Annotated in this window: 22 protein-coding genes; 10 read left to right on the top strand and 12 right to left on the bottom strand. The window is 70.9% G+C overall.

Annotated features, from left to right (window positions below):
* Window positions 1-185: hypothetical protein (locus Q7L73_RS02200; RefSeq protein ID WP_304685738.1), on the top strand; the 185-nt coding region annotated here is incomplete at its 5' end.
* A 752-nt stretch (window positions 186-937) separates the two neighbouring features.
* On the top strand, window positions 938-1,156 hold the full coding sequence (locus Q7L73_RS02205; protein WP_304685741.1) for a hypothetical protein: 219 nt from the start codon (window positions 938-940) through the stop codon (window positions 1,154-1,156).
* A 754-nt stretch (window positions 1,157-1,910) separates the two neighbouring features.
* Here the strand turns inward: Q7L73_RS02205 and Q7L73_RS02210 are convergent.
* Window positions 1,911-2,096 (bottom strand): hypothetical protein, encoded by a 186-nt coding sequence (locus Q7L73_RS02210; protein ID WP_304685742.1) that lies wholly within the window; start codon window positions 2,094-2,096, stop codon window positions 1,911-1,913.
* A gap of 62 nt (window positions 2,097-2,158) precedes the next feature.
* Window positions 2,159-3,070 carry a sensor domain-containing diguanylate cyclase gene (locus tag Q7L73_RS02215; RefSeq protein ID WP_304685743.1) on the bottom strand — a complete coding sequence of 304 codons (912 nt, stop codon included), beginning with the start codon at window positions 3,068-3,070 and terminating at the stop codon, window positions 2,159-2,161.
* Window positions 3,071-3,993: 923 nt separating this feature from the next.
* Here Q7L73_RS02215 and Q7L73_RS02220 point away from each other — a divergent pair.
* Window positions 3,994-5,244 carry a hypothetical protein gene (locus Q7L73_RS02220; RefSeq protein WP_304685745.1) on the top strand — a complete coding sequence of 417 codons (1,251 nt, stop codon included), beginning with the start codon at window positions 3,994-3,996 and terminating at the stop codon, window positions 5,242-5,244.
* A 542-nt stretch (window positions 5,245-5,786) separates the two neighbouring features.
* Here Q7L73_RS02220 and Q7L73_RS02225 read toward each other — a convergent pair.
* The 5 genes from Q7L73_RS02225 to Q7L73_RS02245 form a co-directional block, all read right to left on the bottom strand.
* Window positions 5,787-6,512, bottom strand: coding sequence for a hypothetical protein (locus Q7L73_RS02225; protein ID WP_304685746.1), 726 nt, complete (start codon window positions 6,510-6,512; stop codon window positions 5,787-5,789).
* Window positions 6,496-7,701, bottom strand: coding sequence for a hypothetical protein (locus Q7L73_RS02230; protein WP_304685748.1), 1,206 nt, complete (start codon window positions 7,699-7,701; stop codon window positions 6,496-6,498). Before Q7L73_RS02230 ends, Q7L73_RS02225 begins: the two co-directional genes overlap by 17 nt.
* Window positions 7,698-8,111, bottom strand: coding sequence for a hypothetical protein (locus Q7L73_RS02235; protein ID WP_304685750.1), 414 nt, complete (start codon window positions 8,109-8,111; stop codon window positions 7,698-7,700). Before Q7L73_RS02235 ends, Q7L73_RS02230 begins: the two co-directional genes overlap by 4 nt.
* 57 nt (window positions 8,112-8,168) lie before the next feature.
* A complete protein-coding gene (locus Q7L73_RS02240) occupies window positions 8,169-8,369 on the bottom strand; it encodes a hypothetical protein (protein WP_304685752.1) in 201 nt (66 codons plus the stop codon).
* A 268-nt stretch (window positions 8,370-8,637) separates the two neighbouring features.
* Complete coding sequence (locus Q7L73_RS02245; protein ID WP_304685755.1) at window positions 8,638-9,117, bottom strand: hypothetical protein; 480 nt, start codon at window positions 9,115-9,117, stop codon at window positions 8,638-8,640.
* 124 nt (window positions 9,118-9,241) lie between these two features.
* Here Q7L73_RS02245 and Q7L73_RS02250 point away from each other — a divergent pair, with 124 nt between their 5' ends.
* Window positions 9,242-9,553 (top strand): hypothetical protein, encoded by a 312-nt coding sequence (locus Q7L73_RS02250; protein WP_304685757.1) that lies wholly within the window; start codon window positions 9,242-9,244, stop codon window positions 9,551-9,553.
* Window positions 9,554-9,830: 277 nt separating this feature from the next.
* On the top strand, window positions 9,831-10,277 hold the full coding sequence (locus tag Q7L73_RS02255; RefSeq protein ID WP_304685761.1) for a hypothetical protein: 447 nt from the start codon (window positions 9,831-9,833) through the stop codon (window positions 10,275-10,277).
* Window positions 10,278-10,762: 485 nt separating this feature from the next.
* Here Q7L73_RS02255 and Q7L73_RS02260 read toward each other — a convergent pair whose 3' ends face one another.
* Both Q7L73_RS02260 and Q7L73_RS02265 read right to left on the bottom strand, forming a co-directional pair.
* Entirely contained in the window at window positions 10,763-11,137 is a 375-nt protein-coding gene (locus Q7L73_RS02260) for a helix-turn-helix transcriptional regulator (protein WP_304685763.1), read from the bottom strand.
* Window positions 11,138-11,169: 32 nt separating this feature from the next.
* Window positions 11,170-11,610 (bottom strand): hypothetical protein, encoded by a 441-nt coding sequence (locus Q7L73_RS02265; protein WP_304685767.1) that lies wholly within the window; start codon window positions 11,608-11,610, stop codon window positions 11,170-11,172.
* 28 nt (window positions 11,611-11,638) lie between these two features.
* On the opposite strand from Q7L73_RS02265, the gene Q7L73_RS02270 reads away from it, so the two are divergent.
* Window positions 11,639-12,136: a hypothetical protein gene (locus tag Q7L73_RS02270; RefSeq protein WP_304685774.1), complete on the top strand. Its 498-nt coding sequence runs from the start codon at window positions 11,639-11,641 to the stop codon at window positions 12,134-12,136.
* A 542-nt stretch (window positions 12,137-12,678) separates the two neighbouring features.
* On the opposite strand, the gene Q7L73_RS02275 is transcribed toward Q7L73_RS02270, so the two are convergent.
* Both Q7L73_RS02275 and Q7L73_RS02280 read right to left on the bottom strand, forming a co-directional pair.
* Window positions 12,679-13,326 carry a hypothetical protein gene (locus Q7L73_RS02275; protein WP_304685778.1) on the bottom strand — a complete coding sequence of 216 codons (648 nt, stop codon included), beginning with the start codon at window positions 13,324-13,326 and terminating at the stop codon, window positions 12,679-12,681.
* Window positions 13,327-14,100: 774 nt separating this feature from the next.
* Window positions 14,101-14,622 carry a hypothetical protein gene (locus Q7L73_RS02280; RefSeq protein ID WP_304685779.1) on the bottom strand — a complete coding sequence of 174 codons (522 nt, stop codon included), beginning with the start codon at window positions 14,620-14,622 and terminating at the stop codon, window positions 14,101-14,103.
* A 90-nt stretch (window positions 14,623-14,712) separates the two neighbouring features.
* Here Q7L73_RS02280 and Q7L73_RS02285 point away from each other — a divergent pair, with 90 nt between their 5' ends.
* From Q7L73_RS02285 to Q7L73_RS02300, 4 genes are all read left to right on the top strand, one after another.
* Window positions 14,713-15,219, top strand: coding sequence for a Fur family transcriptional regulator (locus tag Q7L73_RS02285; RefSeq protein WP_304685781.1), 507 nt, complete (start codon window positions 14,713-14,715; stop codon window positions 15,217-15,219).
* Between the two features lie 44 nt (window positions 15,220-15,263).
* A complete protein-coding gene (locus Q7L73_RS02290) occupies window positions 15,264-15,902 on the top strand; it encodes a choice-of-anchor M domain-containing protein (protein WP_304685782.1) in 639 nt (212 codons plus the stop codon).
* Between the two features lie 103 nt (window positions 15,903-16,005).
* Entirely contained in the window at window positions 16,006-16,629 is a 624-nt protein-coding gene (locus Q7L73_RS02295; protein ID WP_304685783.1) for a hypothetical protein, read from the top strand.
* A 6-nt stretch (window positions 16,630-16,635) separates the two neighbouring features.
* Window positions 16,636-19,458, top strand: coding sequence for a choice-of-anchor M domain-containing protein (locus tag Q7L73_RS02300; protein ID WP_304685784.1), 2,823 nt, complete (start codon window positions 16,636-16,638; stop codon window positions 19,456-19,458).
* Window positions 19,459-19,509: 51 nt separating this feature from the next.
* Here the strand turns inward: Q7L73_RS02300 and Q7L73_RS02305 are convergent, their stop codons facing one another.
* Window positions 19,510-19,857, bottom strand: a complete 348-nt coding sequence (locus Q7L73_RS02305) for a hypothetical protein (protein WP_304685788.1) — start codon at window positions 19,855-19,857, stop codon at window positions 19,510-19,512.
* Between the last annotated feature and the right edge of the window lie 41 nt (window positions 19,858-19,898).

Raw genomic sequence — 19,898 nt, forward strand, 5'->3', positions numbered from 1 at the left:
ACACCGGCGCGCGCCAGCTGCTGCGCCAAGCCGACCGCGCGCTCCACGCCGCCAAGCACCGACCCGACGACGACACCGGCCGCGCCACGACGCAGGACGCGATCGAGCCGACGACGAGCGGGAGCGAGGCCCGCGACCCACGCGCGATCGAAAGAAGCGCGGGCGGCGACGATGCCCAGACGTGAGCGGTCAGACGCCGCGCAGGCGGATGCTGTTCGAGGGCAGTGCCGTCGTGATCAACGCCGGGACACCCAGCGCGAATGGGGTCGCCAGCACGAGGGCCCACAGGACGATCCCGTAGGCATACGGGATCCCGCAGCCGCCGGCGAGCACGGCGACGCACGCGGCCTGAAAGACGCCGATGTTCGACGGCGTGACCGGCGCGGCGGGGGTGACGTTGACGGCGAACAGGACGGCCGGCCCGACGTGGGCGTCGAGGCCAGCGCCACGAGCAGCTACATAGCAGCGGCGGCTGCACTGGGTCAGCCGCGCCAGCAGCTGCGTCCCAGCCGCCTTCGCGCCAAACCGTCAGTTCGCGACGCCCGTGGCCGGCGGGCAGCGAGCTGGGCCCGCCGAGCATCCGGCTGCCAGTGGTGGATCAGCCGCTGCGGCGACGGTCCGCAAGCGTGCCGATCACGAACCCGACGACGCAGCAGAAGACCGGCAGGAGCCAGTTTCCGAACAGGAGTACTCCGAGAAAGCCGACCGCGGCGCCGACGGCGAGGCCCGCTGACGCCCAGCGTGACGATCCCGATGGTTGACCAGACATCCCGAGAGGGTAGACGCGCGCTCCCACGCGGCGCCTCGGTGTGGCGCGTCCGCGTGCCGATCCGTTGTTCGGCAAAGCGCCCGGCTCGACGCGGCGCTGAGCAGACGGGGGGAGATCAGCCGCCGTCGGCGACGTCCAAGGTATCCCGACGATGAAAGGTTCGCTTGCGTGGCCAACCATCTGCACGATTACGCGCTCGGCGATGTGTGGCGAGGACTGCTGCACGCGGAGCGAGCGCCGACGCCGTCTCACGAGACGCCCGACCGCGATCTGCCGCTCCACCTGCAGGTGCTGCGCAACATCCGCCGTACCCGCGAGGCCGAGCTCGAGCGTCGTCGCGCGTTGATCGACGCGGTAGCGCGGCGAGTCCCGCGACGGTTCGGATGACGGGTGCCCGGCTGACCGCGCGCCTTCGCCATGGCCAGCTCCGTGGTCGTCCGTCGGCCGTTCAAGACCAATTGACGGAGATCACAGATGATCGGTCGATCTGAGCGTGCGGAGAGGAGCGATCGACCGGCGCGGACGCTGCTTGAGGATCAGGTGGTCAGGCTGGTGGAGCGAGCGCCGGGCCAGACGTCCCGAAGCATAGCCGCGGCGTTGCAGCTGAGTCGAAACCACGCTCAGTCGCTGTTGCGGAGACTGGTCAAGTGCGATCGGGTGCGGCGCGAGCTCATCGATGGCGGTCAGTATGCGTACGCGCCGATCGCCGACGAGCGCAATCGCCGAGTCGTCTGTCGCACGACAGCCGACGACGGCCGGGGGTGTGAGCGCCGCGCCGCCGACGACGCTCTGAGTGGTGGAGCGAGATCGCGGTGAGCGCGATCATCACGCCCAGGAGAGCGACGAGCGCCATGGCATGCATGCGCATGACCGCGACGAGCGCGCGCCGTAGCCGCGAGGCCAGCAGCGGCGGCACGCGACCGTCGATGAGCACCGAGCCGAGGATGACGACGCCGTTGACGGGACGGACCAGGCGCCGGCGCGAGTAGAGGAACGCGTTGGCGGAGAAGCAGTCAGGCGGTGCTGTGAGACTTGGTCGTGACGAGTGTCGCGATTAGCAAGACGAGCAGACTTCCGCAAGCCTCCAGGCCGTTGACGACCGGCAGCATCCCGGTCGCCAGTGCGGCGAACGGGAATGCGGCTACCCCACGAGGATCGCGGCAATGAAGATCTCATCGACCGGATCAGGGGCCTCCAGTGCGCCGGCCAACAGTCCGAAGAGGACCGCCAGGACGAGCAGCGCGCCGTTTCGCAGCCGGCGAGGCTCCCGCCACCAGCTCACGACGAGCATTCCGAGCGCGACGACGAACAGCGGCAGCATCACCATGTCAGCTACCTGTTGTGGCGTGCGATCGGGATCATCGCGCTGGTCTGCTGGCACGTGCCAGGTCAGCCGGCCGGCTTGCGGTCAGTGGCGCGTCGTCGCTTATCTCGGTACATGGCCGTGTCTGCTTCGCGCAGGAGTCCTGCCGGGTCGATCGGGCCTGCGAGCCGAACGGTGCCGCAGCTGACGCCGACCGTGGTCTGGGTTGGCTGCCCGTCGAGCAGGAAGGTGATCGGAGTCTCGATGGCGGCGCGGACCCGAGCGATGATGATGTCTTGAGGTTCTGCGCCTTCGGCGAGGACGGCGAACTCGTCCCCGCCGATACGTGCGACGGTATCGGAGGAGCGAAACGCTCCGGCGAGGCGGACCGCCACAGCGCGCAGGACGGCATCACCTGTCTCGTGACCGTAGCGGTCGTTGACAGGCTTGAAATCATCGAGGTCGAAGTAGAAGAGGCGAAAGCATCGACCACGCCGCTCGCTCTGCGACGCCGCCTGCGCCACGCGGTCCTCCAGCACGACGCGGTTGGCCAAGCCGGTCAGGGGATCGGCGAAGGCAAGACGACGCAGCACCTGCTCGTCAAAGCGGCGCGCCGTGAGGTCCACCGAGACTATCGCGGCGCACCACCTGCTCCCGCAATCGCACATAGGAACCGGAACCATCTCGGTGTGCGCCCAGAAGAGGGAGCCATCAGGTCGGCGGACCCCGATCAGCTCGGGCCCAAATCGCTCCTGCAGGTCCATGCACCGATCTTCTGCCGCGCGGAAGTCGAACCGCTCGCCGTCAGCGTCGAAGAAACGCCACTCGTTCTCCTCGGGATGCTCAAGCGCGCCAGCGACCCGATCGGGAGCCACGCCCAGCAACAACTCAGTCGCCGGATTGGACCAGATCGGTCGGTGGCTGCGATCGACCACCGTGATCGCGACAGCAGCCGAGCCGTGCAGCGCCGGACCGAGCAGCGCACGCGCCGAAAGCACGGTCTGAGGACAGCCGCACTCCGATCCGCTGGTGAGGCCAGGTCTTGCCGTCACCCCGCACCGTCCATCGTCACGGCGGCGCGCCGCCGCAGGGTCAGCCAATCTCGCCAGCGGCCGTGCGGCTCGCGTGGACGGGCGGCGGCGTGGCTCAGCGAGGCGGCGATCGCCCGCGCGCTAGAGAAACGTCTCCGATGTGGCAAATCGACCAGGATGAGCACTATCCTGGTGCTCGGATACCCCGCAATGCGCGTTTTCAAGGATTTCTACCCGCCTCGCCGCTTCGAGTGAGGAGCACGGCGTCAAGCGCCGGTCTGATGGTCCAGACCTCCGCAGCGACGATGGGATCCGCGTAGGCCAGGAAGCTGGCCTACGGTCTGACTGCAGGTCAGGTCGACCATGCCGACTACAGAGCGTGGCTGTGCTGTGCGGTCTCAGCCGACTGGTTTGGAGCGTCCCGGCTAGTTCGAGGGACGGGACGCTCCAAACACCAGAATCTCAAAGCGCTACAGGCCCAACACCCGGCGAGGATGACGGGCTGAACTTGGTCGAGCACGAGCGCGGACGCGCCAACGTGCTTGACGATCCCACCTCCCCTGCCGATCCAATCGTTGGGAAGAAAAGGGCAAGGATACATCACCGCCGACGAGAGACGGCTTTGGGGCTCGCTGGCCACCGCACGGGGCCGGCGAGCTCCGGAGAACCGACGTCACCGCTCGGATCGCAAGAGCAGCGCGCGGGTTGCTGTCCAGAACTCCGGCAGTACGCCGTGCTCGATCAGCCGTGCGAGCTCGCCCCGCTCGTCGAGGTCGGCGCGTTCGTCCCAGGTTGTGCCGTGCTGGAGCGCAGGACGCCCGGTCGACCCGTCCCCTGGTCGGCCGGGCCTGCGCGGGGCCGCCGCGGCGGCCGGCTCGGCGAGGCGGCGCATGCGGTATAGCGATCGCGGCGTCATCCGGCTGCGACCGCGCGACCTCCGCGCCGATGGTGCCTACCTCGAACAGCGGCGCGCGTTCGAGGCGCTGATCGCCGGCCGGTTGCGGGTCGCGCTGCAGCGGCGCGGGCTGCCGGTCGGGCAGGTGCGGATCAGGCTCGGTGACCTTCCCGAGCCCGGTGCTCAGTGGTGGGCGATCGCGACGCTCGACGACGGCCGCGAGCTGCCGATCGCGTGCGGGCTTCGGCGCGGCGGACGGACGGCTGTCCAGAACTCCAGCAGCACGCCGTGCTCGATCAGGCGTGCGAGCGCGCCGTACTGGCTGTTGTTGCGAAGCAGCACGTGTGTGGTGATCGGGTCAAGGTCGAGCCCGCTCCTGTTGCTTTTGTTCGCGGAGCCAAAGTTGTTGTGGGGTTGCGTCGAGGATGGCGGCGATCGCGCTCGACGCATAGATCCGGCGCCGGTCCGGCAATGCGCCGCCCCGCTCACTGCCCCGGTGTACCATCGCCCGATGCGTCGAACAGCATTGCTGAGCCCTGCGGTTCTCGTGACGATGGCCGCTATGGCGAGCCCTGCTCGGGCGGTCCCGCCAGCGATCACGACTGCCGGCCAGCAGGATCGGCATCCGGTCGTTTCGCTCTCGGCTCCACGCGCTGATTCCGTGACCGTCTACATCGCCTCCAAGCCCGAACGCGCCACTGATGGCTCGTTTCTGCGAGAGAACATTGTCGAAACTGGCTTCCTGACCGACTCCGAGATTCAGTCCGGCCGGTGGCTGGACAACGGACAGATCGACCCAGGCTCGTACTTCGTGATGCTTCACGCCAGCCTCAGCTACACGAGCTGTGTCAACTATGACCCTGCCACCTTTGCCCGCATCAACGATCCGTCATGTGCTGACGGCTTCTCCGCGGTCGTACCGCTCACGGTCCCAACGCCAAAGACGAAGTACACGGTCAAGGCAGAACTGCTGACCAGCATCCGCGTCATCTACCTCACGCTCACCGGCAATCCGCTCGGCGTTAAGGTGCCCTACCAGCTCTGCTGGAACCCGCCGCATGTCAAGAAGAAGACCCTCACGAGAAAGTGCGTGAACGCGACGCTGGGCGGCTACTCCTGGAGCAGCAACGCGTCAGACCTGCGCCGCATCAGCACCAAGGGCATGAACCGCCGGACCAGATTCACCTGGTACACACGCGGTGGCACGCCTAGAACGCTTCTTTCCAAAACGATCACCCTCTACTAGCGAAGCGACGGGTTCGAACCAGTAAGCGGTCCGTCTGCGACGGACAACCGCATGTCAGCGACACGATCCGCCCTGTCAGCCTAGCCGCGCGGTCAGCGGCGACGGCCGCCGCAGCGGCGCGCGTTGCTGGCCATCAGCGCGCGTCAGTCACGGGCAGACTCCGCCTCCTGCCACCACCACCGCCACTCCCGCCCGGCAAGCCACCCGACAGCTAAACGACGGCCGTCGGCGACGTGCGGCTGCGGTCGCGCGGGCGGCGGCGACGCGGGGGCCGAGGTCCTCGCCGGCGCGCCAGAGCGCGACGCCGGCAGCGTCGACCACGAGCACCGCGATCGCGCCCTCATTCCGTGGCCGCGCGCGAGCTGCAGCGCCGCCGCCAGGACGACGATCGCCTCGGGTCGACGGCGCGGCGGCGGGGCCGCGCGCGGCGGCTGGCCTGTGCCCACAGCTCAAACGGGCCGGTGGCGTGGTCTTGCGGCAGCGTCGAGGTCGGCGTGGCGGTCGTGGTCAGAAGGGGTGCGGTATTAGCGTGCGGTGTCCAGCTATACCCCGATCAAGATGCCGCGCTCAAGCGCGGAGCGGCAGTGCAGGACCTCGCCCTCGGCGACGTCGTCGAGGAACAGCTCCAAGCCGGCGGCGTCGAGGCCTTCGCTGGTGGCGCTGACGCGGCCGGTGTCGATCGCGGCGTCGGCGGCCGCCAGCGCAGCATACCCCGCAGCACGGCCGGTTGCCAGCGCGGCGGTGGCGCAGTCGGCCTCGCGCTGGCGCGCGGTCAGGTGAGCAACGAGGAGGTCGCCGACGCGGCCGGCCGCTTGCTGGCGGGAGATCTCCACGCCTTCAAACGCGTGCACGCGCGCCTGCGCGGCGGCGATCGCGCTGGCCAACAGCTCGCGCGGCAGCTGGATCTCCACCGCGACCGTCTCGGGGTCGCCGCTGCGGGTCGTGGGCGGGTGGTCGCCGAGCGCGAGCACGCGCTGGCGGCGCGTGAGCAACTCCTCCTGTGCGTGCAGCTGCTCGCGGGCGGGCGCGAGCGCCTGCTGTGCGGCGCGTGGCGCGGCCGGCTCCCATCGCTGGGCGACGTCGCCGAACGGGCAGGCGGTCTCGGCGGCCGTCTCGTCCAGCATCGAGAGCATCACGGTGCCCAACTGCTCGCGCACCGCGACCACCAGGTGCGCGCCGGTCACCGTGCTGGGCGGCTCGGCGGCGACGGCGCGCGGCCGTACGACCGCGCCCGCCGCGGGCTCGGCGGGGTCAGGCGCGCGGCTCATCGCGGCTCTCGGGCTCGTCGTCCTGGTTGTGGGTGGTGTGCTCCAGTGTCTTGAGCGGGGTGGCGATCGGGGTCAGCGCGCGCAGCGCCCGTCGTGGGGCGTCGCGCAGCGCATCACGCGTGGCGGCGGGCAGCTCGGTGACGTCGTCGACGCGGTCGATCATCTGCCGCAGGGAGCGCTCGGCCTCCTCCCGCGCCCACCCGTAGGCCCACACGAACGTGTTGGGCTCGAGGACCGGGTGGTCGGGATCGGGCCGTCGCGCGCGGCGCGCCAGCGTCAGCAGGTCCCGCACGAGCGACAGCGCGTGTGGGTCGTCATCGCGGTGGCTGATCAGGCCCGCCACGCCGTCGGGATGCTGCCCGGCGGCCGCCAGCAGCGCGTTGGCCAGGCCGATCGCCGGCGGCTGGTAGTAGTGCGGGTCGGTGCGCTCGGCGCCATGGGCCAGCAGCGCGACGAGCGCGTCATCGACCCGCCGCTGCACGGGCGGCAGCACCGACCGGGCCGGCGCCGGCGCGGCCTGTGCCGACGGCGCGGAGACGGGGGTGTGCTCGTCAAGGCCGAGGTCGGTGCGCGCGAGCAGCCGCTCCAGCAGCCGGCCGACGATCTCGGCCTGCAGCTCGACGGCGTCGGCGTGCGTGATCGCGAGCTTGGTCTGCAGCAGCTCCAGCAGCGGCTCCCCGACGTCGACGGTCACGGCGTCGGGCTCGCCGCGGGCGGGCGTGACCTCGCGGACCGTCACCACGCCGGCCTGACCGCCGGCTTCGGCGCTCGCCTCGATCCAGCGCGGCGGCGTGGTCGGCGCCCGCACCACCAGCACGGGATCGCGCGTCAGGCCCACCAGCTCATCCGAGGGGCCGGTCATCGCCGCGGCGGCCGCCAGCACCGTCTGGGCGCGATCCAGCGACCGCGCCGCGCCCTCCAACGCGATCGTCACGTCATAGCGGCTGCGGGCCAGGTCGTCCTCGTCGAGCGCGTCGCGGTAGCCCAGCGCGATCTCCCCCATCCGCTGCCCGACCCGCTCGACCGGGAACGAGAGCTGCTCGACCAGCTCGGCCAGGTGCGTGGCGGCGATCGTCGCCGCGCCCGCGTCGAACGCGTCTGCGTACCCGTCAGCGGCAACGAGATCTGACAGCTGCTCAACGGCGTCGCGCAGCGCTCCCAGCACGGTGAACAGCTGCGGTCTGCTCATGCGCTCGCCTCTCCCGTCGTGTCGTGGATCTCCAATCGGCCGGCGGCGAGCGCGTCGATGTCGGCGCGGCGCGCCTGCTCGCGGGGCACGCCGGCGTCCAACAGCGCGGCGACCATACCCGCTTGGGCTTCGCCGACGTCGAAGGCGAGCTGGCGGCGCTCATCGGCGCAGTGCTCGTAGGCGATGAACGCCGAGTGGATCCTGTCGGCGACGCGCTCAAGCGCTGCGACCGGCTCCCCGCCGGCCAGCACCGGCGGTCGTCGCCCCGACAGACCGGCATCCAGCGCCGCCTGACCCCAGACCGCTCGGATCGCCTCCGGCGAGAGACCGGCCGTCAGCTGCTCCACCGCCGCGGCCAGCTCGCGGCTGGCCGTGTTGAGCGCGATCACGAGCGGCCGGTCGCGATCCATCAGCGCCCGCACCTCGCGCGAGCACGCGCACGCCCTCGCCGATCTCCACCGGCGGGCTCATGGCGCCGCGCGGTTCAGCGCCGCCTTCGCGTTGGCGATGTGGTCGAGTGCCTCGCTGCGCGCGTCGAGCTGCGCGCGGGTCGGGGCGGCGTCCGCGCGCCAGTCCGAGCGCAGCGCGTCGGCCGCGTCGCCGATCTGGCGGTAAGCGTCGGCGCGCATCTCCTCCCAGGTCGGGCAGGTGCGCGTCGACGCCGGCATGCTGCAGCAGCAGCACGCGCACGTCGTAGCCCGTGCCGTGCTCGCGCAGATGCTCGGCGACGAGCGCGGCCGCCTGCTCGTCAGAGAGATCGGACCGGTAGCGGCGCAGGACCGCGGCCAGCTCGGTGCGTGTCGCGTCGTCAACCACGCCGCGCAGTTTCTCAGACCGTCAGAACGGCAGAATTCACTCCGTCTCTCCGAACCGAGCGCGCGCACGCTCGACCGGCTCCACTGGCCGCGCCGGGAGAAATCTCCGGCGAGACCCCGCCTAGTCAGACGGGGTCTGCCCGTCGGCGGTAGGCGGCGCGCTCGCGTCGGCCTGGCTCGTGGGCGGCCGCGCGCCGGCGTCGTGGCGCTCGGCGAGCGCTCTGGCGGCCGCGAGCCAGTCCGCGCCGGAGCGCTCGTGCGCGACGCGAGCGCGCGCGCCGGCCGCGGCCGCCGCGGCGACGGTCGGCGCCAGCAGCTCGTGGAGCCGCTGGGGCGAGATCAGGTCCGGGAAGCACCGCGGGACGGAGAGGTAGAGCACCGCCGGCTCGCTGCCGTCCTCGTCGCGATGGCCGTGATCAAGCTCGGACTCCAGCTCCTCGCCCTCAGGCAGCGCCGCCTCCAGCGCGTCGAGGACCTCGTCCAGCCCATCCTCAACGAGCACCTCGGAACCGAACTGATCCAGCGCCAGCGGCAGCCTCAGCGAGAAGCCCGTCCCCGCCGGCCCGAACTCGACCTGATCCCAGCGCACGAGAGGTCCCATACCGCCCAGGATGCCCGATCGAGGGCCGCCTCGGTACCGCAATTTTCCGTGACGACACGCTAGTGCAGTGAAATCAGCGGCGAGAGTCTCGTGCACCCGGCAAAATCCGCTACCCTCATTCACCATGAGCTACAAGAACTCCGGGCGCCAGCCCGCGGACGTTGCTGTCCGCGTCGAGCTGTCGCTGCCCAAGAACGCGCGTACCCTCATAAAGGCTGCTATGACGGCGATTATCGCCTATTCGATAGGCACACACACAACGCCGAATATCAACGCGTCTGGAACGAAAGGAGCACGAACCGTGAAATGCAATGCTACTCCAGATTTTTCAGTTAACTTGGTTGGAAAATCAAAATTAGAAGTAACGAGATCGCAAGTTATTTATATCTATTTCTTAGGCGACACAGTTAGCGTTGGTGCGAAGACGATGCGCTAGCGGTGCGGCTGGCGATGGCGCGTTGCGCGCGAGGGGCCGCCGAGGGCCGCTCGCGCGCGCCGGCCGTGATGGGCTAGTCGGGGTTCTCGGCCTCGGCCTCGGCCTCGGCCGCGGCTGCCCTGCGCGATACGCGCTTCTTCGCGGGCCCAGTCGCGCGCTTCGGCCTTGGTGGCGAGGTAGCGATCACCGTCCTGATACCGCCCTGCCACAGGCAGGCATAGCGCAGCGGCGGAGCAGAATCCGACTCTCATTCGATGATGTAATCTCTTCCGGCGCAATGGGCATTGATGAGGAAGAGGGCGCGGAGTCGTATGAGCGGCCGGACCTCGCCGCGCGGTGGCGGAACTACCCGCTGTGGGGTGAGGCGTTCGCCGCCGAGGTCGACGCGCCGCTCGTCGCGCGCCTCGGCCTGCTGACCGAACTCGGCTTCGGCGATCGCGAGCTGGCGCTCGTGGTGCCGGACGCGACGCCGCAGACGATCGCGCGCTGGCGAGCCGGGACGCAAGAGCCGCCGCCGTCCCGTGACGATGACCGCCTGGATCGGCTCTGGGCGGTCGTGCGACGGCTGCTGTTCGACGCCGGCTACGACGAGCAGGGGATCGTCGCGTGGATCTGCAGCCCGCGGCTGGAGCTGGCCGACCGGCGGCCGATCGACCTGCTCGCACACGATCGACCTCAGGCGCTGGAAGAGATCTGGACGGCGCTTGACCAGCACCTCGAGTAGCGGCGCGCCGACCAGTCGCGGGCGCCCAGGTCTGCGCGAGCGGGACCCGACGCGGTCCCCACGGAGCGGTGATCGTGATCGCTGAGCCGATCGCGCCCTTCGACGGGCAGGCGTAGCGCGAGCGGCGAAGGCGTTCGGCGCGGCGCGCCCCCGTCCCGCGTGTCCGACCGCGCCTTGAGGCCTCCACCTCCTCGCCGAGGGCGAGCAGCGCGGCCGCGCGCTGGTCCCAGCGCTCTCCAAACGCCACCCTCTCGGCCGGATCGCCGACTCCGCTGTCAGCGTCGCCCCGCGCACCGCGCAGACGATCATCCGTACCCCGGCCGCCGGCGTCCCCGGCGGCGAGCAGATCGACGCCCGCGCGATTCGCCCGCCACTGCAAGCACCGCCAGATCGCCGCCAGCGGCGACGCGCCCGCCGACGCACTGGGCCGCCCGCACCGCTCGACCATCGACCGCCACCGCGCCGCGCCCGTCCGAGCTGCACCGTCAGGCCGCGAGCACTCCTGAATCTCGGGGACCAGCGTTGGCGCGATACTCGCGCGGCGCGCAGCCATAGACCCGCCGGAACGCCCTCGCAAACTGCGAGACGTTGAGGTACGCGACCCGGGCGGAGACCTCAGTGATCGGCACGTGGCGCTGGTTCAGCAGCAGCTCAGCGGCCGCTCGCATGCGGATCGCCACGAGGGCGTCGCGGAAGGTCGTGCCCTGAGCGGTGAAGGCACGCTGGACCTCCCGGCGAGAGCAGACGCAGGCCTCCGCCACCGCGTCTAGGTCCAGCGGTCTCGCGTACTCGCGCTCGATGATCGCGACGGCGTCTGCGTAGCGCTGCTGGCGAGCGCGGACGGTACGCAACCGGTGCACCGGACGGCGCGGAGCATCCCCGCACCTCACCATCAGGCCTCGCCCTCCGCGGGCGTCGCGCCGTCGCGCCCGCCATCTTCCCCGGCGCCGGCGCGCAGCTCGATCTCGGGCGCCAGCGCGGCCATCAGTACCGCCGGGGCGCGCGGGTTCCAGAGCCGGCCCCGAAACAGCGCGGGGCTCAGCCCCGCCGCCTCGAGGCGGGCGAGCTGAGGACCGGCGAGGTCGGGATCCGCCAGCTGGGCGAGGTCGACCGGGTTCACGGCCAGCGCCGCGCGGGCGCGCTCGATCGCCGTGATCTCCTCGGCCGACCAGTCCACCGCCCGCAGCTGCCGCACGAGCCCGCCGCGGACGTCCTCCTCCTCGCCGAGCACCGCGGCGAGTATCAAGACGCACAGGACCCACGGAGACAGCCCCGGCAGCGCCCCCGCTCTTCTTGGCGCCTCCCCGCCCGCCACACCATAAGATCTAGTCATTCGATCACTCTATTCGGAGGAGCACCACGTGTCGAGCCCAGAACCGCAGCCACGCACCGCAGGCGAGCGGGAGGACCGCGGCGTCGGACCCGTCGCCGAGGACTCGCCCCGGCGCCAGCGGCTGCTGACCTGGAGAGCCCGCATGCTCGCCAGCGCGCGGGAACCGATCGGGGTCCGTCTCTCCGTGCTCGCCGACCTCGGCTTCGCCGCTGACGATCTCGCGCTCGTCGCGCAGTCCCAGGAACCTCCACTGCCGCTGAACGACCTGTGGGAGATCGTCGGCTTCCTCATCGACGACGGCACCTACGACGAGGCCGGCATCGTCGCATGGATGTCCGATCGCCAACGGCGCCTGGGAGGCGCCCGGCCACTTGAGCTACTGGCCAGAGGCGGCCAGCTCACCCGCGTACGCACCGCAGCCGAAGGCCACCTGCGCACCGCCGGACTGATGCCCTCCGAGCGCAGCCTCGACCACCTCGGCAGCGGGAAGCGACGGCGCTGCTGGCGACGCTGGCTCGGCGCCTAAGCGACGCCCAGCCTCCGCGCTGTCGAGGCGACCCACCGATCCGCGACGATCAGACTACGCGGACTACGCGACCGACGTCCTCGCACACCTCGTGACCGGTGGGGCTCTGCGATGCGGCATAGGTACGCACGATCAGCTCGCTGGGTGCGGGAGACGCTGGGTCAGCATTCGCATCCAGGAGAAGTCTTTAGGCCATGGGACGGCGTGACGTTCAAACGCAGCATCATGATCGGCGTCGCGAGGCGTCGCGCCGTTGAGCGGGACGCTCGACCGTCGGCTGAAGCGAGCACTTATGTGGCGCCTGCGATCGCGCCGCCATGGCGGGCAACCCGTCGGCTCGCTCGGACGGTGACGCGGATGCCCTTCCGGCGCGGATGATCACGTCGAGCGGCAGCGACTTCAGGTTAGGCTCACCCGCCACCGGCGAGAAGCGGCAGCTTCGGCGAGCATGGGCGGGTTGTCGGCGAGGCTGCGCGCCAGGCGGCGGCGTCACGCGGCCGACCTGGTCACCATCGAGGCGGTCAGGTCGGCTGCGACGCGGCCTATCGCATCGTCGCTTCGTGGGTCTCCGTGCTCTGGTCGGTCCAGCTGATTCGCAGGACGTTTGTCGGGTCTCTGACGACGGCGGCGTTGTTGATAACAGCGGCAGGCGCGTGCCCGCCGGGCGTGGTGGTGGCTGTGATCTGTTCGACGCCGTCGGGGACGAGCACGAGCCAGAAGCTGCGTGGATCATCGAGGCCGTAGACAAGCCAGAGCCGGGTCTTCTGGAATCTGGTCGGCGATTGACAGATCGCGCCGCGACCCGCGCCTGAGCGACCCATACTCGCGTCGGTGATGAGCAGGCAGGGGCCGGCCGTCCCAGGAACGAGATGCACGCCGAGGCCCTCGGGCCGCACCTCGCGGGCGTCCTCTGCCACGGCCCCGACCTCCTTGGCCGCCGACACGTTGAGCGGGTCGTCGATCGCGTCGCCGGGTTGCGGTGCTCGACGGAGGACCGCGAACGAGTCGCGTAACTCGGCCGGAATCGACGACGCGGCGACGGTGGTCGTGGCCCGCGGTGCGGCGCTCTCAGCGTTGCCCGGGAACACGGCTATCGCGACGCCGACGGCGGCGGCAGCAATCACCGCGAGCGCTGCGGCGGCGCCGATCACGGCGTTGGAGTGCTGACGTGAGCTACGGCGCGCCGGCATCTCAGGTCGTCTCCGTTCCGAGGAAGGCCTAGTGCGGGACGCTCGGAAAGCTGATCGTCGCGGCCGACGAAAGGTAGTAGATGTCCGTCCACGCGATTGCGTGAGCTGCGCCGCAAACCGGCGCGACAATCCAGGGTCCGCGGCCCGTTACATACTGGTTCATGCCAGCGCCGACGCTGTAATCGCCCGTGTTGTAAGGGTCGGCCTGTGTCACGAGGTTGGTCGTCCCTATGCACCGATCTCCAGAGGTCCCGTACGCCGGCTGGGTCTTCGAGAGGCCTTGCTCGGAACTGAAGCGGCGACCGACGCTCCAGATATATGCTCGACCGCGATGGGATCGGGGTCAGGTCCTCGGCTCGGTCGGTCGCCGTGGCCGACCGAGGAAAGGACTCGCGGTTGTGTGCCTCCGACGTGGATAGGTCCGCTACGAGGCCAGCGCCAGCTGGGAGATCTTCGTGTTGGCAGAGTTGCGTTCGGCATCCTCGTCGGTGTGGGGTGCCGGGGCGCTCGGCCCACAACCAGGCGCCCCGGCACGCGCTGAGAACATCCGCTTCGGCAGCAAAGAGGTGCCAGCTTGCCGCCTGGGTTGTCCCGTCTCAGCGTGCCGCCGACCGTAGAGGCCAGTCCGTGGCCGCACCAACTAGATGAGACGGCCGAGCCGCTAGATGAGACTCAGGGTCTGTGCCGTGACGCCGGGGCCGCCTGCCGCGCTGGTCGCGCCAGCGCGGCAGGCCGCTGGCGCGCGAGGGAGCGCGACAGCGATCGCGATGTCGGTCAGCTGGCGGCCGTCAGCCATTGCTCCCAGTCGGCGAGCAGGTGCTCCTGGGCGGGGCAGGCGTCACGGCAGCTCGCGCGCGCCTGGCGGCGGTGCTCGAGGCCGGTCTGCTCGATCACGGCGCGCTCGTAGCCGCGAAACCAGCGAACCGCCTCCAGCACCAGTGCGTCGGGGCACGGGCCGCGCAGGCCCAGCTGCGCGGCCGCGCGGGTCGGATCCCAGACATGCGTTGGGCTGCGGGCGGTGCTCAGGTGCGGGCGCCCCTTGCGCAGCAGGAGGCAGGCATTGGAGTCGGCTCGCGGTCGATAGAGCAGCCCAAAGCCCCACAGGCGCACTTCCTGCGCGCCGCCCAGGCGGTACTCGCTCGCGCCCAGCCGTCCCGCCGGCGCGCGTCGGCGCGCGAATCCCAGCTCGAGCAGCACGTTCCCGGCCGGGCGCCGGACATCGACGCCGAGCAGCCGGAACTGGGTCTCTAACAACGCCTGAAACGGCTCGGTCTGGGTTGGTCTGCGCGACGGCATGGAGGGGAGCATCGGCGGTCCTTGGGCGGGGCGAGGCCAGAATACTAACGGAACTGGGACTCAATCTCATTTTAGGTTAGGGTCTGTGCCGTGCGCGACGGACAGGGACTTGGAAGCGACGCTGACGCAAGCGAGCCATCCGCATGGGAGGAGTGGCTCGAGTGGGCGCAGCGGCTGCTGTCGCTGAGCGGGCATCGAGCCGGCGCCGTGCGGATCGCGGTCCTTGAGCTGTTTGCTCGCGACGGCAGCTGCCTGCTCTCAGCGCGCGAGGTGATCGCGCGCCTTGACGAGCACGGCGTCGGCTCGCCGGCATCGGCCTACCGTCTGCTGGACGAGTTCGTCGCGCTTGGGCTGCTGCGCCGCGTCGTCGGTCGCGACGGCCTCGCGCGCTACGAGCAAGCACATCCCGAGCGCACCCACTACCACCTCGTCGACATCAGAACGGGAGCGGTGCGGCCGTTCACCGACGCCGCGCTGGAGCAGGCGATTCTCCGTGTCGCCGAGCATCACGGGTTCGAACTCGACCGCCACGACATCGTCCTCCACGGCATTCAGACGTCGCGACCTCACCGAGCGCTGCCTGACCGCAGACCGTGATCGCCAGCGTATTCGGCCCGCGACCTCCAACTGAAAGGAACCACATGTTCATACTCTCCCGTCGCTCGATCGGCGCCGCTGGCCTTACGGCCGTCGCGGTCGCGGCCGGCGCCGTCGCCACGCCGGCCGCGTCGGCGCGGACCGTCCTCTCCAGTGGCCACGTCGACGCGGTCGCTGCGCGGATCGCCGGCGGCCGGCTGGTCGCGACGCTGAAGGACTCGACCAAGGGCGCCACCGTCTGGCGCGACCCGGCGTCGGTGACGATCCGCGTCGTGCCGCGGGCGCGCACGACGATCCCCGGCGGCAGCGTGCTCGGCCGCCGCGGCGGCACCGCCTGGCTGATCCCGCAGGTGCAGCGCAGCGGCATCATCTGGACCGGCTGGAACACCGAGGAGGTCTCCTCCCGACAGGTGCGCGGGCCGATCCGCTGGACCGTCCGCTCCATCAGCGGCCCCGGCCGGCTGGTCGTCTTCCAGACCGGGACGTTCGGCTCTGCCGACGTGCTGTTCGACAGCAGCCGCCGCATGCCGCAGGCGCGCGCGATCGCACTCGGCACCCACGCGCACGGCAACTGGGCCTTCACGAAGCGCGGCACCTACCGGCTCGCCTACACGCTCTCCGGCCGCACCCCGTCCGGCGCGACGGTCAGCGACAGCTCGACGCTGACCTTCTCCGTCGGCTGAGCAGCCTCGTAGATAGGAACGTTCTCAACAACTCGTAGCGAGACTGAATCCCATTTAGGTTGGCGCGTGTCAACTACCTGACTCACCACAGAGGGACACGCACATGGGGAAGAAGCACAGCGTGCTGGCGCTCGCCGCCGCAGCAGTCGCGAGCGTCGGCTTCGCCGGCAGCGCGCACGCCGCAACCGTCACGGGCGACCACTGGGACGTCGACATGGAGTTCGACTGCGACCTGGAGTCGTTCGGCGACGGCCTGCACGCCCACAATCACGAAACCGAGACCGAGGCGTCGCTTGCGAGCACGGTCTTCCAGGTCAGCGGCACCAGCAACTCGATCTGGGAGCAGTCGGTCTTCGGCGCGGCGGCGCTGCCGCTGAAGGTCGTCGGCGACGGCGGCAGCTACCGCGTCGGGTTCGCGGTGGAGGCGATCGGCGAGTGCGATGCGCCGAGCGTGACGTTCAGACTCGGCAGCGCGACGGTGCCCAGCGGCGCGCGCGTCGCGGGCTACCGCCGCAGCGAGACCGACGGCGTCTTCAGACCGACGACCACCCGCTTTGACAGCGTGGCAGGGGCCAACAGAAACATCGGCCTGACGCCGATCAGCCACGAGGACCTGCGCTGGGGCTTCACGGCGACCGGCACCTACAGACTGCCGCTGACCGCCTCGACGGTGATCGGCGGAATCCCGACGACGTTCACCGGCACGCTGACGTTCAGCGTCGTCTGAGCCTCGATGCACCGCACCGCGACGACCGCGGCGCTGGTGCTGCTGGCGCTCGCGCTCCCCGCCGGGAGCGCGAGCGCGCAGCGCGCCGTCGCCGACCAGACCGCCTACCTCGCGCCGCGCCTGGACGCCGATGGCGAGCTGGAGCTGGGCCTGATCCACGGCCGCCACGACGGCACGGGGGAGCAGTGGAGTGCGCTCGCCGACGTCGTCCTCGACGCCCGCGCCGGCGCGCAGACGACCGTCCCCGCCTGGGCTGAGACCTTCGGCCTGACGCTCTTTGGCCCGACCGGCACATCCTTCTGGCAGACCGCCGACACGACGCGGCCCGAGGACGCCACGACGCGCGGCACGGTCCGCGTCGGCTGGACGCGCGAGCTGCTCGTGGGCCAGCTCTCCAGCGCCGCCGCCGTCGGCACGATCCGCTCGGTCACGACGCCGCCCGGCGGCCGCGTGGCGATCTACGCGATCGGCCGCGCGGCCCCCGAGGAGGAACCGAACGCGGTCCTGATCAACTTCGACAGCGACGGGATCGCCGCGCCCGCCTCCTACAGCTTCTGGAGAGCGAACAACGGCAGCAGAAGCAGAACCCGCGTGGCGCAGACGTGGGGCTTCTCCCAGCCCGGCTACCACTGCGCCGACGTCGAGGTGCGCGCGACGCTGACCAACGGCCGCCAAGTCTATGATCGTCAGCCGCTGAGCATCGCCGTCGGCGGCGCCGACCCGCAGCTGGCGCCGGCCTGTCCCGACGCCGGCGGCGAGGTCTCGCTGCAGCTGACCAGCTCGGCCAGAGCCGACGTCACGCAGGCCGGCGACCCCGTCACCCTCACCGCCGCGATAGGACCGGCCGTCGCAGGCACCGTCCAGTTCTACGACGACGACGGCAGCAGTGCCGGCGAGCAGCCGCTCGGCGCGCCGGTCACGGCCGACAGAGGCGCCGCGACGTTGACCACGAGCGGCCTGACGCGCGGCGTGCACAGACTGCGCGCCGTCTTCACGCCGACCGACACCGCCAGCCACGGCTCCGCCTCGGCGACGCTGAGACGCCTGCGCGTCCACGCCCCCGAGGCCTACGTGCTCGACACGGCCGCCGACGAACGCGTCCATGCCGACCTCGCGGTCCGCGACCGAGCAGACGCCAGTCTGGAGCTGGGCATCAAGGTCGATGGCGCCGACGCCCGCTGGCAGCCGCTGGCAGAGACGATCATCGCCGTCCCCGAGCGGGCGCGCGCGACCGTCCCCGACCAGTTCGCGCTGCTCGGCGCTCCCGGCTCAGACGTGTGGACGATCCCGCTGTCACAGACCGACGGCATCCCGTGGCTGGGCGTCAGCTCCGAGGCGCTCAACGCCACCCGCTACCAGCGCTACACCGCGCTGCAGCTCGACGCGGTCGCCGGCATCGACGGCGGCCCCGCGCCCGGCGAAGTGGTGCTGTGGGATGCAAACGACGGCAGCAAGCCGTTCTTCAGCACCCGCATCGGCCTGCCCGACGCCGTCCGCATGCTGCCCAGCGGCAACCACTGGCACGCCGCCTGGAGCTTCACCGCCGCCGGCGTCTACTGCCTGGCCTTCGGCGCGGCCAACCGCACGCTCGCGGGCGCGCCAGTCGCCGACGCGCAGCTGCTGACGGTCGTCGTCGGCGACGCGATAGACCCTTACCGGATAGACACCTGCGCGCAAGCCGGCGTCACCCCGGCTGCGGCACCGTGGACACCCGCCGCGGCGCCGCACGGCGGCCCCGTCGCCGTCGCCGACACCGAGGGGAGCGTCGCGCGGCGCTTCTACGATCTCGTCCCGCGGCTGGCCGGCGACCGGCTCGAGCTGCTGCTGCATGACGGCAGCCCGTCGGGGCCGGGCACGCTGCGCAGCCTCGACGACGTCGTGCTGCGCCTTGGACCCTCGGCGCGGACCACCGTGCGCGCCGACGACCCGTTCCTCCCGGCGCTCGGCCCTGTCGGCGCGACCGTCTGGCAGCTCGACGAGGACGTGATGAGAAACCGCTACCTGCTCGGCTGGGACACGACCAAGACGAGCGGGCTCGACGGCGACCTCGACTGGACGCTGGAGTCGGTCGCCGGCCCTGGCAGATTCGTGCTGGCCGACGACTGGGGCCTCGCGCACGGCGGGACCCCGCTCCTGGCGACCGCCGGCGACCGGCTGGCGATCTGGCCGCAGCGGCGCGAGAGAGGCATCTGGAGCTTCACCGCCCCCGGCGTCTACTGCCTCACCGTCGCGCTGAGCGGCACCCGCACGGGCGGCACGCCGATCGCGACGCGGCAGACACTCACCTTCCTCGTCGGCGACGGCGACCCCACCACGGTCGTCCCGTGTGGGCGCGGCGGCAGAGCGACCGAGCCACCGGCCGAGGAGCCCATACCGCCGGAGCTGAGGACGCCGGAGACGGTGATCCCGCCCGTGCCGAGACCGCCGGCTGAACGGCCGCCGCTGATCAGGCGGCGTGCCACGACGGTGCGGCTGAGCGTGCCGGGCGGAGCGCCGCGGCGGGCGACGCTCGCGCGCACCGGCATGCTGAAGGCGGTCTGCAGGCTGGGCGGTCCCGGACACTGCGCGATCGTCGCGACGATCAGCCCAGCGCAAGCGCGTCGGCTTCAGTTGCGACTGCGCAGGGGTGCTCGCTCGCTGACGATCGGACGCGGGACGGCTCGCGGCGGACGCGACGGACGCGCGGTCGTGCATGTGCGCCTGGGCAGAGCGGTGCGTCGCTCATTGGCGCGCACCGGCCACGTCGTCCGCATCACGCTGACGGCGACGGCACGCGAGCGCGGTCGTCAGCCGGCGACGCGGCAGACGACGCTCACGCTGCGACGCTGAACAGGGATCGGCGGGCCGGGGCGACCCGGCCCGCACGGTCACCCGCGGGGTTCACTCGCCGACGACGGCGAGCGGGCCGTGGCGGTCGCAGTGGTCGCCGTGGGGGTGGTGCAGTTCGCCGTCGACGAGATAGTCGACATGTTCACCGTGCGGGATCTGCGGATGGCCGCAGCCGTCGCCGTGGACGTGGTCGTCCTCGTGCCCGCCGGCCGGTTCGGTGTGACCGTCGGGATGGGCGCCGTCAACGGCCACCACGTGCTCGTCGACGTGGTCTTCGTGCGGATGGTGGAGATGCCCGTCGTGCGCGTAGTCGACGTGATCGTCGTGCTGAACGGCGAGATGGCCGCAGCCGGGACCGTGCACGTGCGGGTGGTCGGGATGCGTCGCGTGAGTGCTCATATCACCGACTGTATGCCCGCTCTCGCGGTGCGGCCAAGCAG

The organism is Conexibacter sp. CPCC 205762 (genome assembly GCF_030646155.1).
In the GTDB taxonomy this organism is placed as follows: Bacteria; Actinomycetota; Thermoleophilia; order Solirubrobacterales; family Solirubrobacteraceae; genus Conexibacter.